At 70.7% G+C, this 20,802-nt stretch carries 17 protein-coding genes; 7 read left to right on the forward strand and 10 right to left on the reverse strand.

Annotated features, from left to right (window positions below; genetic code table 11):
* Positions 1–490: 490 nt before the first annotated feature.
* Positions 491–1,354, reverse strand: a complete 864-nt coding sequence (locus tag HKK74_RS22655; protein WP_187245299.1) for a putative RNA methyltransferase — start codon at positions 1,352–1,354, stop codon at positions 491–493.
* 56 nt (positions 1,355–1,410) lie between these two features.
* Complete coding sequence (trxA, locus tag HKK74_RS22660) at positions 1,411–1,770, reverse strand: thioredoxin (protein WP_187245300.1); 360 nt, start codon at positions 1,768–1,770, stop codon at positions 1,411–1,413.
* Between the two features lie 320 nt (positions 1,771–2,090).
* On the opposite strand from trxA, the gene HKK74_RS22665 reads away from it, so the two are divergent.
* On the forward strand, positions 2,091–3,041 hold the full coding sequence (locus tag HKK74_RS22665) for a sigma-70 family RNA polymerase sigma factor (RefSeq protein WP_187245301.1): 951 nt from the start codon (positions 2,091–2,093) through the stop codon (positions 3,039–3,041).
* Between the two features lie 134 nt (positions 3,042–3,175).
* Entirely contained in the window at positions 3,176–4,525 is a 1,350-nt protein-coding gene (locus HKK74_RS22670; RefSeq protein ID WP_312881679.1) for a class II 3-deoxy-7-phosphoheptulonate synthase, read from the forward strand.
* Between the two features lie 73 nt (positions 4,526–4,598).
* Here HKK74_RS22670 and HKK74_RS22675 read toward each other — a convergent pair whose 3' ends face one another.
* The 3 genes from HKK74_RS22675 to HKK74_RS22685 are packed head-to-tail and all read right to left on the reverse strand — an operon-like array spanning position 4,599 to position 7,479.
* Complete coding sequence (locus tag HKK74_RS22675) at positions 4,599–4,967, reverse strand: ATP-binding protein (RefSeq protein ID WP_187245302.1); 369 nt, start codon at positions 4,965–4,967, stop codon at positions 4,599–4,601.
* A gap of 3 nt (positions 4,968–4,970) precedes the next feature.
* Positions 4,971–5,309 carry an STAS domain-containing protein gene (locus HKK74_RS22680; protein ID WP_187245303.1) on the reverse strand — a complete coding sequence of 113 codons (339 nt, stop codon included), beginning with the start codon at positions 5,307–5,309 and terminating at the stop codon, positions 4,971–4,973.
* A gap of 40 nt (positions 5,310–5,349) precedes the next feature.
* Positions 5,350–7,479 carry a SpoIIE family protein phosphatase gene (locus HKK74_RS22685; RefSeq protein WP_187245304.1) on the reverse strand — a complete coding sequence of 710 codons (2,130 nt, stop codon included), beginning with the start codon at positions 7,477–7,479 and terminating at the stop codon, positions 5,350–5,352.
* Positions 7,480–7,613: 134 nt separating this feature from the next.
* Between HKK74_RS22685 and HKK74_RS22690 the strand changes: the two genes are divergently transcribed.
* Both HKK74_RS22690 and HKK74_RS22695 read left to right on the forward strand, forming a co-directional pair.
* On the forward strand, positions 7,614–11,774 hold the full coding sequence (locus HKK74_RS22690) for a HAMP domain-containing protein (protein ID WP_187245305.1): 4,161 nt from the start codon (positions 7,614–7,616) through the stop codon (positions 11,772–11,774).
* 42 nt (positions 11,775–11,816) lie between these two features.
* Positions 11,817–12,470 (forward strand): response regulator, encoded by a 654-nt coding sequence (locus HKK74_RS22695; RefSeq protein ID WP_187245306.1) that lies wholly within the window; start codon positions 11,817–11,819, stop codon positions 12,468–12,470.
* A 35-nt stretch (positions 12,471–12,505) separates the two neighbouring features.
* On the opposite strand, the gene gltX is transcribed toward HKK74_RS22695, so the two are convergent.
* Positions 12,506–13,906 (reverse strand): glutamate--tRNA ligase, encoded by a 1,401-nt coding sequence (gene gltX, locus HKK74_RS22700; RefSeq protein WP_187245307.1) that lies wholly within the window; start codon positions 13,904–13,906, stop codon positions 12,506–12,508.
* 16 nt (positions 13,907–13,922) lie between these two features.
* On the reverse strand, positions 13,923–14,513 hold the full coding sequence (locus HKK74_RS22705; RefSeq protein ID WP_187245308.1) for a TIGR03086 family metal-binding protein: 591 nt from the start codon (positions 14,511–14,513) through the stop codon (positions 13,923–13,925).
* Positions 14,514–14,620: 107 nt separating this feature from the next.
* Between HKK74_RS22705 and HKK74_RS22710 the strand changes: the two genes are divergently transcribed.
* Both HKK74_RS22710 and HKK74_RS22715 read left to right on the forward strand, forming a co-directional pair.
* Entirely contained in the window at positions 14,621–15,436 is an 816-nt protein-coding gene (locus HKK74_RS22710; RefSeq protein ID WP_187245309.1) for a helix-turn-helix domain-containing protein, read from the forward strand.
* A gap of 43 nt (positions 15,437–15,479) precedes the next feature.
* Positions 15,480–16,232 carry an NUDIX hydrolase gene (locus tag HKK74_RS22715; RefSeq protein ID WP_187245310.1) on the forward strand — a complete coding sequence of 251 codons (753 nt, stop codon included), beginning with the start codon at positions 15,480–15,482 and terminating at the stop codon, positions 16,230–16,232.
* Positions 16,233–16,265: 33 nt separating this feature from the next.
* On the opposite strand, the gene HKK74_RS22720 is transcribed toward HKK74_RS22715, so the two are convergent.
* From HKK74_RS22720 to HKK74_RS22730, 3 genes are read right to left on the reverse strand one after another with little or no spacing between them, the layout of a single operon-like run.
* The gene (locus HKK74_RS22720; RefSeq protein WP_222722617.1) at positions 16,266–16,796 is read right to left on the reverse strand and encodes an HAD domain-containing protein; all 531 of its coding nucleotides are present in this window, start codon (positions 16,794–16,796) and stop codon (positions 16,266–16,268) included.
* A gap of 55 nt (positions 16,797–16,851) precedes the next feature.
* The gene (locus HKK74_RS22725; RefSeq protein WP_312881680.1) at positions 16,852–18,063 is read right to left on the reverse strand and encodes an ARPP-2 domain-containing protein; all 1,212 of its coding nucleotides are present in this window, start codon (positions 18,061–18,063) and stop codon (positions 16,852–16,854) included.
* The gene (locus tag HKK74_RS22730) at positions 18,060–19,493 is read right to left on the reverse strand and encodes a hypothetical protein (protein WP_187245311.1); all 1,434 of its coding nucleotides are present in this window, start codon (positions 19,491–19,493) and stop codon (positions 18,060–18,062) included. Before HKK74_RS22730 ends, HKK74_RS22725 begins: the two co-directional genes overlap by 4 nt.
* A 243-nt stretch (positions 19,494–19,736) precedes the next feature.
* Here HKK74_RS22730 and HKK74_RS22735 point away from each other — a divergent pair, with 243 nt between their 5' ends.
* Positions 19,737–20,777 carry a phosphotransferase family protein gene (locus HKK74_RS22735; protein WP_312881681.1) on the forward strand — a complete coding sequence of 347 codons (1,041 nt, stop codon included), beginning with the start codon at positions 19,737–19,739 and terminating at the stop codon, positions 20,775–20,777.
* Positions 20,778–20,802 lie beyond the last annotated feature (25 nt).

Raw genomic sequence — 20,802 nt, forward strand, 5'->3', positions numbered from 1 at the left:
AAACAAGGGGGCATACCTAAAGGAATCCTCACCACAAAACCCGAACACCCAGAACACAATCCCAGGCACCCAGGCCCCATGAAACGAGGGTAAAAATAGGCACTGGCTTTTAACACGCTGTTGAGTTCTCAAGAAACGGACACCCACCATCAGCAGCCCAGCGAACCCGCCAGACCCCCTCCGGGGCAACCCTACTATCCTACCCCCATCTCTGCTCCTGTCAAACCCGCTTCGGTGAACCGGATCGAACAAGAACCTGATCTCGCCCACCGGCCAGCGCGCAGCGACAGGCAGCCGCCGAAACGATGATCAGGTGAGCCACGAGCCGACCGCCGTCACGGCGTTCCGCATCTCGTTCAGATCAGTGGATTCCCCGGGGCCGACCGCCGTGTGGCGTTCCGCATCCCCTTGGGGCGAGGAGAACATTAGAGGCTCTCGCGGCGACGGTCAAACTCGAGCCCCGCGCCCACGGGTTTCGCCGTCCAGAGGGTCACGAGGACTCGCGGCCGCGTGGGCGGAACACCGAGAGACTGAACGAGGCCGGTACGCGTACGGGCTCCGGCAGCGCCGAGAGCCGTTCCCGCAGGATCTCGGCGGGCACGTGCCAGGCACTGGGCCCCATGCCGACGAGGGTCTCTACCTCGGCACGGCTCAATGACATCTCCATGTCATGGCGTTCCCGTGCCTCGAGGTCGAAGTCCGCCCCGAGCGCTGTGCCGATCCGCTCGGGCTTGCGCTCGTCGACGGACAGCAGGCCCAAGGGGCCGATGAGGGTGTGGAGGTGCTGGGCCGTGGGCGTCACCACGATGAGCGCCCCACCCTGCGCCAGGACCCGCCGGAACTCGGGCCCGTTGCGCGGAGCGAACACGTTGAGGACCGCGGCGGCGCTCCCGTCCCGCAGCGGGAGGTGTCGCCAGACGTCCCATGCCACCGCGCCGATCCGCGGGTGGATGCGCGCGGCCCGGCGCAACGCGTGCTTCGACAGGTCGAGGGCTATCCCGCTCATCCCGGGCGTCCGGTCGAGAACCGCCGCGAGGTAGTGGCCGGTGCCCGCGCCCGCGTCGAGAACGTGCGACCCGGCGGCGGGCTCGGCGCCCACCGCCTCGCGCACCCGTTCGGCCAGCATCCGCATGAGCGGGTCGAAGTGGCCCGCGCCGAGGAACGCGTCGCGGGACCGCGCCATCTCAGGTGTGTCGGCAGTGCCGGGACGCGCGTCGCCCGGCAGAAGGTTGACGTACCCCTGCCGGGCGATGTCGAAGGCGTGCCCGGCATCGCAGCGGAGCGCGCGGTCGCGCTCGGCGAGATCGGCTCCGCAGACGGGACAGAGCAGATCACCGACGATGTCACTCAGCACAGGTCAATCATGGGCCATCCGGCGACGCCGTCAGCTGGGGGCGAGACCGCCCGGCCTCAGGCCTCCGAGCCGAGCCGCCGCCGCACATCGTCCATGTCGAGGCCGCGCACCTGCTCGATCACGTTCTCGAGCACCGGCTCGGGCAGAGCACCCGGCTCCGCGAACACGATCACGCCGTCCCGGATCGCCATGAGCGTCGGGATGGACGAGACGTTGAACCGCTGAGCGAGCTCGCCTTCCGCCTCGGTGTCGACCTTGGCGAACACGATGTCGGAGTGGCGCTCGGCGCTCTGCTCGAAGACCGGGGCGAACCTGCGGCACGGAGCGCACCACCCCGCCCAGAAGTCCACCAGCACGATGCCATCGCCCTGGGCGACCTCGTCGAAGTTCTCGGTGGTGAGCGTGACCGTCCCCATATTCCCTGCTCCTTGCCTCGATTGTCACTCGGCCCGGTAGAGCGGTAATTGGAGTCAACCTATTCCCTCCCGATCGCCGGCGCACCGTGCGCGCCCGTGCCCCACGCCCGGCGGGTACGCCAGGTGACGAGCCGTACAGTCGCGGGCGGGGCCCCATCGTCCATCGGAGTCGAGCGGACCGATCGGGGCATCTCCATAAAGAGCCGGAGCACACGGCCGATGATCGGTGCCCACGACCGAACATTTGTCCGCCGCATCGGGAATCACAGACCGGTAATTAGCGTTAAGCGCTTAGGGAGTTTGCACAGAGAAGGGTGAGGATGGCTGCGACCCGTACGAAGTTCACCAAGCTGGAGACGCCGGACAGGGACCTCGTCGGTGCCTATCTGGACGCCATCGGCCGTACCCCGCTGCTCGACGCGGAGCGCGAGGTGGATCTGGCGAAGGCCATTGAGGGCGGCCTGTACGCGGAGCACGTGCTCGAGGACGGCCAACTGCCCGCGGGGACGACCCGCGAGGAGCTGGCCGAGATCGTGGCGGCCGGGCTGCGCGCCAAGCAGGAGTTCGTGGAGGCGAACCTGCGGCTCGTCGTGTCAATCGCCCGGAAGTACCCCACCGACGCCCTTCCGCTCATCGACCTGATCCAAGAGGGCAATCTGGGCCTGATGCGGGCCGTCGAGAAGTTCGACTACCGGCGCGGCTTCAAGTTCTCCACGTACGCCACCTGGTGGGTCAGGCAGGCCATCGGCCGCGGGCTCAGCCACACCGCTCGTGCCATCCGGCTGCCGGTGCACGTCGAGGAGGAGCTGTCCCGGCTGCGCCGCGCCGAGCGCACGCTGAGTCGCGAGCTGGGCAGGGAACCGGTGCGCGACGAACTCGCCGAGGCGCTCGGGACCGAGCCCGAGCACATCGACCAGCTGCTGCGCTGGCGGCGTGATCCGGCCAGTCTGGACGCGACCGTCGACGACGCGGGCGAGACGCCGATGGGCGATCTGCTCGAGGACACCGAGACGGCGAGCCCGGAGGCCGAGATCCTCGCCCAGGACGATCTCGTGGGCCTCCGCCGGCTGCTCGACCGGCTGCCGGCCCGCGAGGCCGCGATCGTCCGGGCCCGATTCGGCATGGACGACGGCCAGCCACTGTCCTACGCCCAGATCGGTGCCCGCTACGGCCTGAGTCACAACAGGGTCCGGCAGATCGCCGATCGGTCACTGCGGCAGCTGCGGCAGATGGCGGCCGACACCGACCTGTCCGGCCGGCGCGCGGCCTGACGGGTCCTGACGGGTGCCAACGGGCGCCGGCGCGGCCGGACGAATTGCCGGCGCGTCGGTTTCCGGGTGAACTCTTGGGGCCGTCGAGGCTGATGAGGGATGCCGCGGTCGCCCAGGTGGCTTAGCCTTTTGCCGTGAGTACACATCCCACCATCACCGATCTCGACGCCTGGCGCGACTTGCCCGCGGACCAGCAGCCGGAATGGGAAGATCCAGCTGAGCTCGCCGCCGTCATCGCACAGCTGGCGAAGCAGCCACCACTGGTCTTCGCCGGTGAGTGCGACCAGCTCAAGGACCGGCTGGCGGCCGTGGCACGCGGCGAGGCATTCGTGCTGCAGGGCGGCGACTGCGCCGAGACCTTCGACGGCTCGAGCGCCGACGCCGTGCGCAACAAACTCAAGACCCTGCTGCAGATGGCGGTGGTGCTCACCTACGCGGGCAGCGTGCCGGTCGTGAAGATCGGCCGGATGGCGGGGCAGTTCGCGAAGCCGCGTTCCAAGGCCACCGAGATCCGGGACGGTGTCGAGCATCCCGCCTACCGCGGTGACGCGGTCAACGGCTTCGAATTCACCGCCGAGGCCCGCCGCTACGATCCGCGCCGGCTGCTCCAGGCCTACTACTGCTCGGCGATGACGCTGAACCTCTCCCGGGCCTTCACCAAGGGCGGGTACGCCGATCTGCGCCAGGTGCACGCCTGGAACCAGGACTTCGTGTCCAGCAGCCCGGCCGGTCAGCGCTACGACCGGCTCGCCGGTGAGATCGATCGCGCGCTGGCGTTCATGAAGGCGTGCGGCGCCGACCCCGAGGAGTTCCACGGGGTCGAGTTCTACTCCAGCCACGAGGCGCTGCTGCTGGAGTACGAGCGGGCGCTGACCCGCATCGACGCCCGTACGGGCCTGCCCTATGACGTGTCCGCCCATCTGCTCTGGATCGGCGAGCGCACCCGCGGCCTCGACGACGCGCACGTGGAGTTCATGCGGCACATCCGCAACCCGATCGCCGTGAAACTCGGTCCGACGACCTCCTCCGACGATGTGCTGGCGCTCATCGAGCGGCTCAATCCCGATCAGGAGCCGGGGCGCCTCACCTTCATCACCCGGATGGGGGCGGGCCGGATCCGGGACGCGCTGCCGTCGCTGGTCGAGAAGGTCACCCAGAGCGGCGCTCCCGTCGCGTGGATCTGTGATCCGATGCACGGGAACACCTTCGAGGCGCCGAGCGGGCACAAGACCCGGCGGTTCGACGACGTGCTCGACGAGGTCGCGGGCTTCTTCGAGGTCCACCGTGCCCTGGGCACGCACCCCGGAGGCATCCACATCGAGTTCACCGGCGACGACGTGACCGAGTGCGTCGGCGGCGGCCACGAGATCGTCGAAACCGACCTGCACCAGCGCTATGAGACCGCCTGTGACCCCCGGCTCAACCGCGGGCAGTCGCTCGACCTGGCGTTCATCGTCGCGGAGATGTACCGCAAGACGCACTGACCAGAGGGGCGGCACGTCCCCGTGGGCTCGCCGGGAGATCACGCGGTGGAGGGTGCCGCTCCGGACCGGTGGCTCAGATGGCGACCTCGGCCCAGACCACCTTGCCGCCAGGGACGGGGTCGGCGCCCCACGCGGCGGAGAAGCTGTCGACGATGAACAGGCCGCGATGGCCCTCGTCCTCAGGGTCGGGGATCGTGAGGCGGGGCATGCGGGTCGCGCGGTCGCGGACCTCCACCCGCACCCTGCCGGTACGGCGGATCAGCCGCAGCTCCAGCATGGTGCCCGCGTGGAGCACCGCGTTGGCGACGAGTTCGGCGACGATCGCCGTCACCGGTTCCTCGTACTCGATCAGAGACCACGTGCGCATTGTCCGCGCCGCGAGCCGCCGGGCGTACTCCACCGCCTCGGTCTGCGGTGCCGCCCGGAGGGTGGTCTCGGTCATCGATCACACCTCAGCAGTGGTGTCTCCCGCCGGCGGCCCTTCGATGAGGAAGCGGTCGAGGCCGGTCGTCCGCAGAACGTTCTCCACCCGGCCGTAGGCGCCGGTGACGGTGAGCTTGGCATCGTGGGCCCGAGCGTGCTTGTAGGCCCGGACGAGGACGTTGAGCCCCGAGGAGTCGCAGAAGTCGACGGCGGTGAGGTCGACGACGATGCGTTCTTCGCCGCCGTCGACGAGCGACGTCAGGCGCTCGCGTAGGTCGTCGGACGAGTGCAGGTCGATGGAGCCGCGCGCGGCGATCACGGCGCGGCCATCCTGTCGTGTCGTGTGCAAGGCAAGCCCCACCCGGACACATTAACGCGCCCGGCGACGGCTCGCGCATTGATCACGACACTCGGAGAGCGATCAGCGCCACATCGTCACCGGACGGCTCGGGACCGAAGTCCCGGACGGCCCGCTGGACGCGCGCCGCGACGGCGCCGGCGCTGAGGCCGGCGCAGGAGCCGAGCAGCCGCTCCAGGCCCTGTTCGTCTCCGAGCAGCCGGCTGCCGGCCCGCCGCTCGGTGACGCCGTCGGTGACGCACAACAGCACCTGGCCGCGTTTCAGTTCGACCGTGTCGATCTCGAAGTCGACCTCGTCGAGCACGCCGAGCAGGGGCTGGGGGCTCACGGCCTCGGCAACGTGGCCGTCGGGGTGCAGCACCAGCGCGGGCGGATGCCCCGCGCTGACCAGCCCGAGACGTACACCGTCGCCGTCCTCGGCGAGGGAGATCTCTCCGTGCAGCAGGGTCAGCAGCCGCGCGCGCGTGCCCTCTCCCAGGATGAGCCGGTTCAGCCGGGACAGCACTTCGGGCACCGAGAGCCGTTCGGCCGCGAGGATGCGAAGGGCGTGCCTGGCCAGGCCGGTCACGGCGGCGGCCTCGGGGCCGGTGCCGCACACGTCTCCGATGGCGAAGCGCCAGCATGGCCGGCCGTTCTCGTCGACGCTGTTGAAGACGTCGTAGAAGTCGCCGCCGACCTCGCTGCGCTCGCCGGCGGGCTCGTACACCACGGCGACCTCGAGCCCGGGTATCTCGGGTACGGCGGGCGGCAGCAGGCTGCGCTGCAGCGCGCTGCTCATCGCCATCTGCGCGGAGTACAGGCGAGCGTTGTCGATGGCCAGGGCGGCCCGGCGGCTCAGTTCCTCGGCCAGGTCGATGACCCCGCGGAGGAACCGGTCCTGCTTGGGCCGGCCGATGACGATCGTGCCGATCCGCCGGCCGCGCGCGATGAGCGGGAAGTTGTAGACGAGGTCGGTGACGAGAGAACCCGCCTCGGCGCGCACGGGTTCGGGCGCCGAGCCGAACCCGGTCCAGGGGCCCGGCACGTCGACGGCGGGAACGGGGTCGGCGTGGTCGAGCAGCTTGCGCAGCGCGTCGATGCGCGTCTCGTCGAGGTGCCAGGTGTAGGCGGGCCGGGCCTTGCCGGCCTCGTCGACCGTGTAGACGGCGCACCAGCTCGCCAGCCGAGGTACGACCAGCTGGGCCACGAGGGCCATCGTGCGCTCCTGGTCGAGGGTGCCCGCGAGCAGGTCGCTGGCCTCGGCCACGAAGCTCAGCCAGCCCCGCCAGGACCGCTCGAGCTCACCGACCCTGGCGCGTTCGAGGGAGAGCGCGACCTCGTCGGCGATGCGTCCGAGGCGTTCGGCGTCACTCTGCTCGAACCGTCCCGGCTCGGCCGACACGGCCACGACCACGCCCGCCGTGCGCCCCTGCGCCCGCAGTGGCGCGGCGGCGAGCGACCGCGCCGCGAGGATCGAGGCGATCGGATGGGCGGCCGATTCGGCGGGCACGTCGCCGAGGAACCACGGAACGCCTCGCTGCCCCTCGGGCCCGAGGTCGGCGACGCGCAGGCCTCCGGTCCGCACCTCCGGCGCGAGGCCGTCGGAGGCTCCCAACGTGAGCCGCCCATCTCGCTCGGTGAGCAGGACGGCCGCGCCCTCGGCGCCGAGGACGTCACGGACGGTCTCGACGGCTCGCGCGAACGGGTCCTCCACATGCTCGGCGGCGGGCCAGTCCTCACCCGACCCGGGTCGCAGCACCGGCGGCGCGCCCGAGTCGGCGAGCGGAAGCGGCTGGGTGTACGAGCCCGAGGCGTTCTGGTACGCGGCGGGCAGACGGAACCACACGCTCTTGGCCAGCCGGTCGTAGGTCACGCCCCATGAGTCGGCGAGGCGGGCAGTCGACGGCAGGCCCCGGCCACTGGAGGCGTCGAGGCCCGGCATCGCGATCCTGCGGGTAGGGTGATGGTCCCGAACCTCTACATGGACCTTGTCATCTTCGACCCGGCAGCACACCTCAAACGACGTGCCCGCGTAGGTGACCGCGTTCGTCGCCAGTTCGCTGGTCGCGAGCACTGCGTCATCGGTGACGAACTCCATGCCCCACTCGGTCAGAACCCGCCGTACGAAGCGCCGCGCGGCCGAAACCGACGCGGCCGCGGCGGGGAATGCGGCCGAAACGAGCTGCTGGTCCAACGGTGTCCCCTGGGCTGGAAGCAGTGATGCATTTCCCTGTCATCGTGACAGACTGCCAATGTCGGGCTCACAGCGCGTCCGCAGATCGCCAAGGTTGAACAACGCTGAAACCAGGTGGGCCGGGAGGATTGATTATGCCCCGAACGGTAGGCCGTCCACGTCGCACCGCCAACTTCCGTCGCGACACGAGTCCTCGTTACAGCGACGCCGACCTCGAGCCGCTACTGCGGGCGCTGGCGGCCGTACGCGATGGAGACTTCCGGGCGGTGGGGCCGAACGAGGGCGAGGGAGCGGTCGCCGAGGCGGCCGCCATCGTCGAGGACATCGGCGCCCGCGGCCGGCATCTCGTCGGGGAGCTGTCCCGGGTCCGCCGGGAGATCGGCCGCGAGGGGCATCTCGACGAGCGGCTGTCGCCCGGCGCCGACGCCGGCTCCTGGACGGCCGGGCTCGAGGCGGCCAACACGCTCATCGACACGCTGACCGGGGTGACCGCCGGGATGTCCGGGGTCATCGACGCGGTGGCCCAGGGAGATCTCAGCCAGCGGGTCGACCTGCGCTCCGGCGGCCGCCCTCTGCGCGGCGACCTGCTGCGCATGGGCAAGTCGGTGAACCAGCTGGTCGACCAGCTCGACCTCTTCACCGCCGAGGTGACGCAGGTCGCCCGCGAGGTCGGCACCGACGGCAGGCTCGGCGGGCAGGCTCCGCTCCGGGGGATGTCGGGGCGGTGGCGCGAGGTCACCAGTGCCGTGAACGTGATGGCGGGCCGGCTGACCGCCCAGGTCCGCGACATCGCCGTGGTGACGACCGCGGTCGCCAAGGGCGACCTCACCCGCAAGGTCACGGTCGAGGCCGCCGGTGAGCTGCAGGAGCTGAAGCTCACCGTCAACACGATGGTCGACCAGCTCTCGGCGTTCGCCGACGAGGTGACCAGGGTCGCCCGCGAGGTCGGCACCGAGGGCAACCTCGGCGGCCAGGCCAACGTGCGCGGGGTCAGCGGGGTCTGGAAGGACCTCACCGACAACGTCAACGGCATGGCGGGCAACCTCACCACCCAGGTCCGCAACATCGCCCAGGTCTGCACCGCCGTGGCACAGGGCGACCTCAGCAAGAAAATCACGGTCGACGCGCGCGGCGAGATCCTCGAGCTGAAGCAGACCGTCAACACGATGGTGGGCCAGCTGTCGGCGTTCGCCGACGAGGTCACCCGCGTGGCCGGCGAGGTCGGCACCGAGGGACGGCTCGGCGGCAAGGCCCAGGTGCGCGGCGTCAGCGGAGTCTGGAAGGACCTCACCGACAACGTCAACGGCATGGCCTCCAACCTGACCTTCCAGGTCCGCAACATCGCCCAGGTCACCAAGGCGGTCGCGCACGGCGACCTCAGCAAGAAGATCACGGTGAACGCCCAGGGCGAGATCCTGGAGCTCAAGGACACCGTCAACACGATGGTCGACCAGCTCTCGGCGTTCGCCGACGAGGTCACCCGCGTCGTCCGCGAGGTCGGCACCGAGGGACGGCTCGGCGGCCAGGCGCAGGTCCGCGGCGTCAGCGGAGTCTGGAAGGACCTCACCGACAACGTCAACGGCATGGCGGGCAACCTCACCTACCAGGTCCGCAACATCGCCCAGGTCTGCACCGCCGTGGCACAGGGCGACCTCAGCAAGCAGATCACCGTGGACGTCCGCGGGGAGCTGCTCGACCTCAAGGACACCATCAACACGATGGTCGACCAGCTCTCGGCGTTCGCCGACGAGGTCACCCGGGTCGCCCGCGACGTCGGCACCGAGGGCAACCTCGGCGGCCAGGCCAACGTGCACGGCGTCAGCGGAGTCTGGAAGGACCTCACCGACAACGTCAACGGCATGGCCTCCAACCTGACCTTCCAGGTCCGCAACATCGCCCAGGTCACCACCGCCGTCGCCACCGGCGACCTCAGCAAGAAGATCGACGTCGACGCGCGCGGCGAGATCCTCGAGCTCAAGACCACCATCAACACGATGGTCGACCAGCTGTCGTCCTTCGCCTCCGAGGTCACCCGGGTCGCCCGCGAGGTCGGCAGCGAGGGGCGGCTCGGCGGCCAGGCCGAGGTCGAGGGGGTGTCGGGCACCTGGAAGCAGCTGACGCAGAGCGTGAACGAACTCGCCTCCAACCTGACCACCCAGGTGCGCGCGATCGCCGAAGTGGCGAGCGCGGTCGCCACCGGCGACATGACCCGCGCGATCTCCGTCGAGGCGCGCGGCGAGGTCGCCGAGCTCAAGGACAACGTCAACCTGATGGTGGCCAACCTGCGCGAGACCACCCGGGCCAACGAGCAGCAGAACTGGCTCAAGTCCAACCTGGCCCGGATCGGCGGGCTGATGCAGGGTCACCGCGACCCCATGCAGGTCGCGGGCCTGATCATGAGTGAGCTGACGCCGACCGCCTCGGCGCAGTACGGCGCGTTCTACCTGGCCCAGCGGGTCGGCGACGCCACCGAGCTGACGCTGCTCGCCGGTTACGGTCTGAGCCGGGACACGCTCGGCTCGGTCAGCTTCGGGCTCGGTGAGGGGCTGGTGGGTCAGGCCGCCCTCGAGCGCCGCACGATCCTGCTGACCGAGGCGCCCGAGGGTTACATCACGGTCGGCTCCGGGCTCGGCAGGTCCGCTCCCGCGAACATCATCGTGCTGCCGATCCTGTTCGAGGGCGAGGTGCTCGGCGCGATCGAGCTGGCGTCGTTCAGTCCTTTCACGGACGTACACCTGGCCTTCTTCGACCAGTTCACCGAGACCATCGGCGTCACGATCAACGCGATCATCGCCAACACCCGTACGGAGTCGCTGCTGTCGAAATCCCAGCGGCTGACGCAGGAACTGCAGGAACGTTCCGACGAGCTGCAACGGCAGCAGGGCGAACTGCGCCGGTCGAACGCCGAGCTGGAGGAGAAGGCCGCTCTGATGGCGAAGCAGAACCGCGCCATCGAGATCCAGAACTTCCAGATCGAGCAGGCCCGGCGGACGCTGGAGGAGCGGGCCGAGCAGCTCGCCATGTCGTCGCGCTACAAGTCCGAGTTCCTCGCGAACATGTCCCACGAACTCCGCACCCCGCTCAACAGCCTGCTGGTGCTCGCGAAGCTGCTCTCCGAGAACACCGAGGGCAACCTCAGCTCCAAGCAGGTCGAGTTCGCCAAGACCATCCACGACTCGGGCACCGACCTGCTCCAGCTGATCAACGACATCCTGGACCTGTCCAAGGTGGAGGCCGGGAAGATGGAGGTCCATCCGCAGCGGCTCGCGACGAGCAAGCTGGTGGACTACGTCGACGCCACCTTCCGTCCGCTGGCCGTCGACAAGGGGCTCGGATTCGAGGTCGAGGTGTCGGCGGCCATGCCCGACGTGCTCTACACCGACGAGCAGCGGCTGCAGCAGGTCCTGCGCAACCTGCTGTCCAACGCGGTCAAGTTCACCTCGACCGGTGAGGTCCGGCTGATGGTGGGTCCGGCCGAGCGCACCGAGTTCAACACTCCAGAGTTGCGCGACGCCAACAGCGCGATCGCGTTCCAGGTGATAGACACCGGGATCGGCATCGGTGAGGACAAGCTGCAAGTGATCTTCGACGCGTTCCAGCAGGCGGACGGCACCACCAGCCGCCGCTACGGCGGCACCGGGCTCGGCCTGTCCATCAGCCGGAACATCGCCAGGCTGCTGGGCGGCGAGATCCACGCCACGAGCGAGCTCGGCCGGGGCAGCACCTTCACACTGTTTTTGCCGCCGGACTATCCGGACCAGGACGGCCAGCGCCGCCCCATGGTCTGGGATCGGCCCTCGCAGAACGGCGAGGTGAACGGCAGGTCCCTGCCGGCCGAGGTCAAGAGCGGCCCCGACCCCAGGGAGTCGCTCGCCGACCTGTTCAAGGAGGCGCCGGCCGAGCATTTCGACACGGTGCTCTCCGAGCACAAGGTGCTCATCGTCGATGACGACGTGCGCAACGTGTTCGCGCTCACCAGCGTGCTCGAGGGCTACGGGCTCGACGTCCTCTACGCCGAGGACGGCGAGGCCGGGATCGAGGTCCTGCAGCGCAACCCCGACGTCGCCCTGGTGCTCATGGACGTCATGATGCCCGGGCTCGACGGCTACGCCACGACGGAGGCGATCCGGAAGATGCCGCAGTTCGCCGAATTGCCCATCATCGCCATCACCGCCAAAGTGATGAAGGGCGACCGGGAGAAGAGCCTCGCGTCAGGAGCCTCGGACTACATTCCGAAGCCCGTCGATATAGATCATCTGCTCGATGTCATGCGGACCTGGCTGCAGCGTGTGTGACGGCGCCGGCACCGTGCGACAGGGTCACGAGAGAGGTCGTGTGTGGACGACAAGGCGAAGATCCTGCTCGTGGACGACAGAGAGGAGAACCTCATCGCCCTTGAGGCGATCCTCAGTTCACTCGATCAGGACCTGGTGCGGGCCACCTCGGGAGAGGAGGCCCTCAAGGCGCTGCTGACCGGCGAGTACGCGGTGATCCTGCTCGATGTCGTCATGCCGAGCATGGACGGGTTCGAGACGGCGCGCGACATCAAGCGGCGCAAGAAGACCAGGGACGTGCCGATCATCTTCCTCACCGCCGTCAACAGCGACCCGGACTACGCCTTCCGCGGCTACGCCGCCGGGGCGGTGGACTTCATCGCCAAGCCGTTCGACCCGTGGGTCCTGCGCGCCAAGGTGTCGGTCTTCGTCGAGCTGCACAACAAGAACCGGCAGTTGCGCGAACAGGCGGCGCTCCTGCGGGAACAGGCGGCTCTGCTGCGCACCACGCCCACCGGCCATGGCGAGGTGGCGTCCGCTGAGCTGAGCGAGCCGCTGGCCCACGTGTCCATCCGGCTCACGGCCGTCGAGGAGCAGGTGTCGGTGCTGGCCGCGCATGCGCCCCCGGTGCTCGAGCAGCTGGTCGACGAGCTCGACAGCAGGGTCACCGAACTGCGCATGGCGTTCGACCCGCTGCGCGCGGCCCGTCCGGAGTAGTCCCCCGGCCGGGCGGCGCCGCCGGCGTCGCGGGCTCAGGCCCGCCCTGCGAGGCGGGTCCTGGCCGCCGCGATGCGGGCCAGCGTCGCGTCGCGTCCGATGATCTCCAGCGACTCGAAGAGCGGCAGGCCGACCGTACGGCCGGTGACCGCCACCCGCACGGGCGCCTGGGCCTTGCCGAGCTTGAGCCCGTGCGCCGTGCCCACCCGCTCCAGCCGGTCCTTGAGCTCCTCGGCCCGCCAGGGGGCGTCGCGGTAGGCCTCCTCGGCGGCGGCGAGGATCTCGGCGGCGGGTCCCTTCATGCCCTTGGCCCATGAGGCCTCGTCGAAGACGGGCTCGTCCAGGAACGCGAAGTCGACCAGCTCGGTGATCTCCGACAGCACGGCCAGCCGGGTCTGGGCCAGCGGCGCCAGCCGGGCGAAGACGCCCGCGTCGGCCTCCCATGGCGCATCGCGCAGCCACGGGCCGCACTCCTCGACGAAGCGCTCGATCGGCAGCGCCCGGATGTACTCGCCGTTGATCGCCCGCAGTTTCTTGACGTCGAAGAAGGCCGGCGAGGCGTTGACGTTCTCAAGCCGGAACTCGCTCTCGATCACGTCCCACGGCACGATCTCGCGGTCACCGGACGGCGCCCAGCCGAGCAGCATCAGGTAGTTGCGCATCGCCTCGGCGAGGTAGCCCTCGGCCTGGTAGTCCTCCAGGGCAACCTTGTCGCGCCGCTTCGACAGCTTCTGCCGCTTCTCGTTGACGATGACCGGGACATGTGCCCAGATCGGCGGCTCCGCGCCGAGCGCGTCCCACAGCAGCTGCTGCTTGGGCGCGTTCGGCAGGTGCTCCTCACCCCGTACGACATGGGTGATGCCCTGCTCGATGTCGTCGACGGCGTTCGCGAGGAGGAAGGGCACCGATCCGTTCGCCCGGGCGATGACGAAGTCCTCCAGCAGCGCGTTCTCGAAGATCGGTTCGCCCCGGATCAGGTCCACGACGGTGGTCTTGCCCTCGTCGGGGGTGCGGAACCGCACCGCACGGCCCTCGCCCGGGCCGAGATCGCGGTCCCGGCAGAACCCGTCGTAGCCCTTGTGCGAGTCGCCGGTGCGGGTCATCACGTCGTCGCGGGTGCACCCGCAGTAGTAGGCCCGGCCCTGCTCCAGGAGCCTCCGCACCGCCTCTTGGTGCTTGTCGGCGCCGGCCGACTGGAAATACGGGCCCTCGTACTGCTCGTCGTCCATTCCCAGCCAGGCCAGCGCCCGGATGATCCCGGCGGTCCATTCGGGGCTGTTGCGCGAGGCGTCGGTGTCCTCGATCCGCAGCACGAGGACACCGCCGGACTGCCGGGCGATCACCCAGTTGAACAGCGCGGACCGGGCACCGCCCACGTGGAACATGCCGGTCGGCGACGGCGCGAAGCGTACTCGGATCGATGACGAGGAAGGCATGGCCCAAGCCTAGAGCTCACCGACCCCAGCTCGGGTCACGGCCCGCCAGGCCGAGGGCCCGATCCAGCATCGGCGCCGACGCGGGAACCTCGACCTCCGGGCCGAGGACCTTGTACTGCCGCGCCTGGTCGGCGATCGTCGCGACCTGCTCGTACAGGGCCCTGGCCAGTTCGTCGGCCACCTCGAAGGTGGTCCCCGCGCCCTTCGCCACGTCCCAGCCGTGCAGCAGGAACTCGGCGAACAGGATGCCTCCCACGAAGGGCGCCGGCATCGTCGCCGGGCCGGTCAGGCTGGTCTCGCCCTCCCACGCGGCCGGGTCCGTCCATGCCTTGGCGGTACTGCGGGCCTGCTCGGCGTACGCGTCGATCCAGCCCGGATCCGCCGTCATTCCCGGGTCCGCGGGTGCGGTGCCCGCCACCTGCTCGACCGGTTCCTTGCGGGCGGCGCTCTCCGCGCGTGATCCGGTGAACTCGGCCACGTGGTCGACGAGGGTCCGCAGGTCGAAGTCGGTACATGGGGTGGGGGCGTCGAGGCGACCGGGGTCCACGGCGCTCATCGCCTTGATCGTCGCTTCCGCCGCATCGGTCATCAGGGGCCGCAGATCCATGGCTCCTCCAGGGTTGTCGCCGGTTCGGATGGGCATGCCAGGCTAGGGGACCGCGCCGGCCGGGTCTTGAACAAACGCGACAGCCGCCGTCAGTACGCTGGGACATCATGACGGACGCGGACCTCGACAGCACCCGGGGGATCCTCCGTACGCGCACGGCACTGGAGCACTTCACGCTGGACCGGCAGCCGCCGGCCGAGCCGCTGAGACCCTACGTCGAGCACTTCTGGGTCCTCCGCTGGGATCTACGCGGCCGGGATCCACACCGGCAGCAGGTCCTCACCCACCCCTCGGTGCACCTGACCTTCGTCACCGACCGCCCGGCACGGATCACCGGGATCGTCACGGGCCTGTTCACGGAGCAGATCGAGGGAGCCGGGCGGGTGGTCGGCGCGCGCTTCCGGCCCGGCGGCTTCCGGCCGTTCCTCGGCGGGCCCGTCTCAGCGATCACCGACCGGACTCTCGCGGTCACCGAGGTCTTCGGCGCGGCGGGCGGTGACCTCGAGGACCGTGTCACCGCGGCGGACGAGCCGGCGCCGGCCATCGCCGCGATCGAGGACTTCCTGGTGGCGAGGATCCCGGAGCCGGATCCCGCCCTGGCCGAGGTCACCGCCGCGATCGACCGGATCACCGCCGATCCCTCGATCCTCCGGGTCGGCGAGCTGGCCGCACTCCTCGGCATCGGCACCCGGCGGCTGCAGAGGTTGTTCAACGACTACGTCGGCGCCGGCCCCAAGTGGGTGATCCGCCGGTGCCGGATGCACGAGGCCGCCCATCTCGCCGATGCCGGCACCGACATGGACTGGGCCGCCATCGCGGCCGATCTCGGTTACGCCGACCAGGCACACTTCACCCGCGACTTCACCGCGACCGTGGGCACCTCACCGGCGCAGTACGCGAGATCCTGCGCGGACGACGGGTGATCCGCAGGGCGCGCGCCGGCCCCGCGCCTGGCAGGATCACTCCATGACCGCCGACCCCACCCCCGACGCGCACGGTGCGGAGCCACGGGCACGCGAGGAGCGGGCACCCGGGCCACCGGCGCCGCGGTCACCGGGCCGGGACCGGGAACGGGGCGAACCCGGCGCCGTCGCGCCGCTCGTCCTGGGCCGCCTCTCCGTCTTCCGCGAGGCGGCCGCGGCCCGCCTCAGCGCCTTCACGCCGACCACGGTCGGTCACCAGCCGGGGGTCCGGCGGGCGGCCGTCGTCGTCTGCGTGGTCGAGCGCGCGGGCGTTCCCTCCGTCATCGTGATCAAGCGCGCCTACCAGGGGCGGAACGCCGGGCAATGGGGGCTGCCCGGCGGTCGGCTGGACGACGGCGAGACCCCGGTACGGGCCGCGCTCCGCGAACTGCACGAGGAGGTCGGCCTGAACGTCGGGGCCGACGAGATCCTGGGCCGGCTCGACGACTTCCCGGCCGCCTCGGGTTTCGCCATCACGCCGATCGTCGTGGCCGCAGCCGACCCGGGCCCGGTCCGGCGCAATCCGGCCGAGGTCCACTCCGTGCACTACGTCGGGCTGGACCGGCTGGCGGCGCCGGACGTCGCGCGATGGGTGCCGCAGCTGAACGGCGGTCACCTGCTCCAGCTGCGGCTGCGCCACGACATGGTGGTGCACGCGCCGACCGGCGCGATGCTCTGGCAGTTCCGCGAGGTCGCCCTGCTCGGCCGGGCGACCCGCGTCGCCGGGTTCCTGCAGCCGGACTGGACGTACCGCTGACCGGCCCGGCCGGCGGGCCGGCTCAGGACCGGTTCAGCCGGCGCCCGTCGCGCCGTCGCCGGTCCCGCCGAGGCCGGTGAGCCAGTCGCGGGCCCGATCCACGTGCTCCTCGGTGAGCCCGACGAGCGGATCCACCGCCACCAGCAGATGCTCTCCGATGCCCTGCTCGCTCATCAGGCAGTCGATGACGTCGGGCTCGTCCTCGAACCAGACGAACGGCCGGTGCCCCGCCCAGACGGAGACCTGGCGGGCCTTCCACGCGCCGAGCGACAGACCCGAGTCGGGCGGCCGGTCCGGGATCGGCACGTGGGGCAGGTGCGGAAGCCCGATGCGCGGGCCGATCCACTCGTTGGCGTTCTCACACCAGTAGCTGGCCCACACGAGTTCGGCGCCGGTTTCGGTGATGAGCCGCCGCAGAAGCCGCCCGTGCGCGATGTCGAGCCAGAGTTTGAACGTGACGCCCTGCGGGGTCGCCCGGTGTCTCCGGTAGCCACGGTGGACCCGGCGCAGCGGGTTGAGAACCCCGTCGACGTCGAGCAGCACGGCCGCCGGACGATCTGCCATGTACGGGACCGTACGGCACCGGGCGCGGGCGCGAAAGCCCACCTGCCCGCCGCGCTCAGGGCATGCGACCGGGGTCACCCGCCCGGGACCGGCGCCCGCGCGCCTCGGCCCGGTAGTGGTCGAGGACGTCCTCACGCAGGAGGTGACCGAAACCGGCCCGCTCCAGGCGTAGGGCGAGCCCGCCGGTGTCGGTGCCCAGCCCGGCGGCCGTGGCCTCGAGATTCCAGTCGTGCGCGGCCAGCCGCGTCAGCAGGTATCCGCGCCGGGTCTGCCCCTGCGAGAGCCGGTAGCTCTTCAGGTAGGCGATCCGGCCCCGGTCGTCGCTGATCGCCTCGCCGATGTGGCTGTCGTTGTGCAGGCTGAAGGACGGCAGGAACCGCCACAGCGTGTACCGGCCGAGCCGGTACACGGGATCGAAGGCATAGGAGTCGCCGCCGAGCAGGGTGCCGGCCATCACGGTGTCGTGGAACCGCGCCCACTCCGCCGCCTGCCGTTCGGCCGCCGCGCGCAGATCGGCGAGCGATCGCACCGTGGTGTCGTCGACCCGCGCCGTGAAGTCGCGCGCGGGCAGCGTCATCAGCCCGTACTGGTAGACGAGCTCACCGTAGAGGTCGCGGACGAGGGTGGCGTGCAGGGCCCGGTAGTCGGCGGGGTGCGGGACGACGAAGGCACCGGCCAGCGCGTCGGCGACGTAGACGAGCACGCCGCACTGCCGGGGATGGATCTCGAAGATGCGCAACGCGTCGTCCAGGTCTCGCACGTCGGCGCCTGTGTAGGCCTCTTCGGCCCGCGGGGACAGGCCGGATCGCAGCGCCCGCTGTGACCACTCGGCCCAGGCGATCTCGGGTCCGCCGAAGTGCAGCGCCAGGTAGCCCTCGAGTGCCAGGTGCAGGGGCAGGAACCGCAGCCGGTTCTTGTCGACGCGGCGGGCCATCCGGCGCCGGTACTGCACCTGCATGCGCCGCGGGGCGTTCTCGCTCTCCTTGTGCCGCAGTTGCGTGCCGTACGCGGCGGCCGGTGTGCCGTCATCGGTCCACGTGGCGACGAAGGCGTGCGGTACGTAGGAGACGTAAGAGGTGCCGTCGTTCAGTCCGACGACCGTGACGTCCTCGTCGTACAGCTGCTCGCGCAGCCGCAGGCCGGCGATGGGCTCCTCGCGCACGAGGGGCACCAGCCGGACCGAGCCCCATGTCTGCGCGGGACCGGTGTCCAGCCCGGCGAGGTCGATCCGGTTCAGTCCCGGTGTGCTCGCGCCGGGTCCGGTCACGGTTCCTCCTCGAGAAAGCGCGCGCACTGGGCGGCCAGGTGGCCCCGCAGTTCCTCCAGGCCGGTGCGCCCCTCGGCGAACTGGGCCAGTTCCACGAGCGCGGGCAGGTCCTCGGCGGAGCGGATGCCGGCGGTCGGCACGGTCGGGGCGAGCCTGCGCACGTCGAAGTCGTCGGCGTCGTAGACGGGGTTCAGGTGCACGATGCTGATCCGGCGGTGCGGGTCGAGCCGCGCGCGCCAGATCCGCAGTACCTCCGCCGCCAACCCGGGCGGCGCGTTGTCCCAGCCGTCGGAGACGATGACCAGGCGGTCCGGCCGGTGGTCGAGCGCGTCGAGCACGCGGGCGCCGAGCGGCGTCGGCCCGTACGGGAAGACGAGCAGGGCGTCGTCGCGGCGCGACGTCCAGAGCGGCGTGTACTCCCCCGCCAGGGCGTCGAGCAGGAAGTGGCAGGCGAGCGCGACGGCGAGGGGGCGCTTGCGCTTCTGCCGGGACCCGGTGGCCGAGAAGCTGTCGTCGAGCACCGCCGTGACCCGCCCCCACCGTCCGGCTTCGAGTCCGGCGGCGCGTGTCGCGGCCGCCCGCAGCGCCGCCGTCAGCTCGTCGCGGCGGCGTACGCGGTCGGCGAGCGGGAGCGAGAGCACGTACGACGCGAGGCGGGTCAGCGGCATGACGGACAGGTCGGCGGCCACCCCGCCGGCCTGGCGCTCGGCGGCCGAGGTCTGCAGGCGCAGCCGTTCCAGCCGGGTCAGCCGCGGGGCGATGCCCTCGAGGAAGGCCTTCCGGTCGACACCGTGCTTGGCGGCGAACCCCTCGGCGACGGTGTACGGGAGCTCGTACAGCGCGGACCGGTCGTAGTGCGCGCGCCGCCAGGACTCCAGGATGGGCGTCGTGAACACCGTACGGTCGTGCGGCGCGAACAGGAACGAGCCGAGTTCGCCGCCGAGCGGCAGGTGGGCGTGGCGGGCGACCGTCTTGACCGCGTCGCGGTACTTCACCGAGTCGAAGGCGAGGTCGCGGCGCGCGGCGAGCCAGTCCCGCATGATCGCGCGGGTGCGCCGGTTGTTGACCCTGGCTTCGCGCAGCCGGCGGAACAGGGCGTACACCCGCTGGGGCGGCAGCTTCGCCAGCCGCCGGGCGATGAGCCGGCCCTCGGCGCGCCTCTGCTCGGGCATGGCGTCGGCCGCCGTCTCCAGCAGGCGGCGGATGATCAACGCCGCGTTGTGGTGGTTGACGCCGAGCGCGAGCGTCGCCGCGTAGAGCTCGCGGTAGTTGCCGAGCATGTAGTCGTGCAGGAAGTCCAGCGACATCCGCTGCCGGTCGGCGTCCGAGCGGAACTCCGACTGCCCGGTCGAGGTGATGGCCGCGTTGACGAAGAGCAGAACGTCCTCGGCGGCGATCAGGTCGGCGTACGTGTCCGCGTACGTGTCCATCGTGGCCTCCACCTCACGGGTGCCGGCCGGGGAATGGGGGCACGATCAGCGAATCGTCACATTTAAGAGATGGGTCCGGAAGTCGCACCGGAGTCCCGCGGCCGGCCTCCGCACGGTAGCACCGCGACACTGTGGCGTTCCGCCCCATTTCCTGCGGCTTCGGTGCCTCGTTCACGGCCCCGGCCGGTTGTTAGGCTCCAGGACCTGGACGGGTTTTCCGGTGGTGAGTTCGGAGGAACGCGGGTGCAGCCGATCGACTCCGCTGTCGTCGACCGCGCGGTGCTGGCCGAGTGGATGGACGGTCAGCGGCTGCCGGGAGGGCCGCTCGAGGACGTCGAGCAGCTGGGCGGCGGGACACAGAACATCCTGGTCGCCTTCCGGCGCGGCGGCCGACGGTACGTCCTGCGCCGCCCGCCGCGGCATCCGCGGCCGAAGAGCAACGAGGTGCTCCGCCGCGAGGCGCGGGTGCTGGCGGCCCTGGACGGCACGGGTGTTCCGGCGCCCCGGCTGATCGCCGCGTGTCCGGACGAGAGCGTGATGGGCGGTGCGGTCTTCTATCTCATGACCGCCGTCGACGGCTTCAACGCGACGACGACGCTGCCGGAGCCGCACGCGGGCGATCCGGCGATTCGGCACCGGATGGGCCTGGAGGCGGCCGCCGCCCTGGCCGCCCTCGGGGCGGTCGACCACGTCGCCGTGGGGCTCGCGGACTTCGGCCGGCCGGAGGGGTTCCTGGAGCGGCAGGTCGGGCGGTGGATGTCGGAGCTGGAGTCCTACAGCTCCCTGGAGGGGTATCCGGGGCCCGACATCCCCGGGCTCGACGGTGTCGCCTCGTGGCTCGAGGCGAACCGGCCCACGTCATGGCGTCCCGGGATCATGCACGGTGACTACCATCTCGCCAATCTCATGTACGCCTTCGACGGCCCGCGGGTCGCGGCGATCGTCGACTGGGAGATGTGCACGATCGGCGACCCGCTGGTGGATCTCGGCTGGCTGCTCGCCACCTGGCCGGACGAGGAGCGCGGTGAGCTGTCCGGCCCGATCGGCATTGCCGGCGGGCTGCCCTCCGCGGAGGAGCTCGTCGCCCGCTACGCGGAGGGCAGCGACCGGGACCTGTCCGCGGTCGCGTGGTACACGGTGCTCGCCTGTTACAAGCTCGGCATCGTGCTGGAGGGCACCCACGCCCGCGCCTTCGCCGGCAAGGCCCCGAAGGACGTCGGGGACCTCCTGCACTCGATCACACTCGGGCTCTTCCAGCGGGCCCACGCGTACATCGCCTCCTGACTCGTGGAACCTGCGGCATGATCGA

Origin of the sequence: Actinomadura alba (genome assembly GCF_014323705.1) — a bacterium.
In the GTDB taxonomy this organism is placed as follows: Bacteria; Actinomycetota; Actinomycetes; order Streptosporangiales; family Streptosporangiaceae; genus Actinomadura_C; species Actinomadura_C alba.